1 protein-coding gene is annotated in these 1,093 nt (G+C 47.0%); it reads left to right on the top strand.

Annotation, left to right across the window (positions count from 1 at the left end; genetic code table 11):
* Positions 1-121: 121 nt before the first annotated feature.
* Positions 122-1,078: an IS30 family transposase gene (locus tag BUB73_RS16495; RefSeq protein ID WP_073161660.1), complete on the top strand. Its 957-nt coding sequence runs from the start codon at positions 122-124 to the stop codon at positions 1,076-1,078.
* Positions 1,079-1,093 lie beyond the last annotated feature (15 nt).

Below are 1,093 nucleotides of genomic sequence, written 5' to 3'. Positions count from 1 at the left end.
CCCGAATTCTATTTGCAAATGCATAATCCGAGCGGAATCTGAAGGATGCAAAAAAGGCCCCCAGATGGGAGCCAGCTAGGATAACTAAATTGCAACCTTCTCTTACCACAAAGAGGTTGCATTGAGTCATCTTAACCGAGAGCAAAGATACAAAATTCTTGGCTTGTTGTGTAGCCATTACACGCAAGCCCAAATCGCAGACATAATCGGATGTTCCCAAAGCACCGTATCACGAGAAATCAAACGGAACGGTTCACGAGGGAAATACGGAGCGGAGGCGGCACATAGAAAAGCCGTTGCAAGGAAGAAGGCTAGCCACTGCCATAAGAAATACGACGGATATGACTGGAGAATTGTTGACGCAAGTATCCGTAGTTTCATGAGTCCACAGCAGGTTCGCTGGAGATGCAGGCTTATGGGCCTGAAATGTCCTTGCGAGGAACTCATCTACCGTCACATCTGGGAGGACAAGCGGCATGGCGGTGACCTCTACAAATGCCTAAGGCACAAGAACAAGAAACACGCTTCCAGGGGCCGTAAGAACGACTACAGAGGAAGGATTGTCGGCCTAGTATCTATCGACAAGCGGCCTGCAATCGTTGATAAAAAGGAACGTTTCGGAGACCTTGAGGTAGACCTTGTCATCGGTAAGGATCACAAGGGAAAGCTGCTCACCATAAACGACAGGGCAACGAACCAAAGCTGGATTAGAAAAATCGGAAGCAAGAATTCTGACGAGGTTGCAGCTGCCATCGTGGAAACCCTTCTCCCGTACAAGGGGTTGCTTAAGACGATAACTTCAGATAACGGAAGGGAGTTTGCGGACCACGTAATCGTGGCGAAGGCGCTTGGCATCAAGTACTATTTTGCGCATCCATATCATTCATGGGAGCGAGGTGCGAATGAAAATATGAACGGGCTGATTCGCCAATTTATTCCAAAGGGCGCAAAGATTGAAGATGTCGATGAACGCTATATCCGATGGATCGAGAACAATCTGAACAATAGACCAAGAAAAAGGCTTGACTACCTAACACCAAATGAGTATCTTTTGAAAAAGTTCAACATTATGCGTTAGCGATTAGAAATCGCC

The organism is Fibrobacter sp. UWH6, assembly GCF_900142465.1.
GTDB lineage: Bacteria > Fibrobacterota > Fibrobacteria > Fibrobacterales > Fibrobacteraceae > Fibrobacter.
This window is presented reverse-complemented; position numbering and strand designations above follow the sequence as displayed.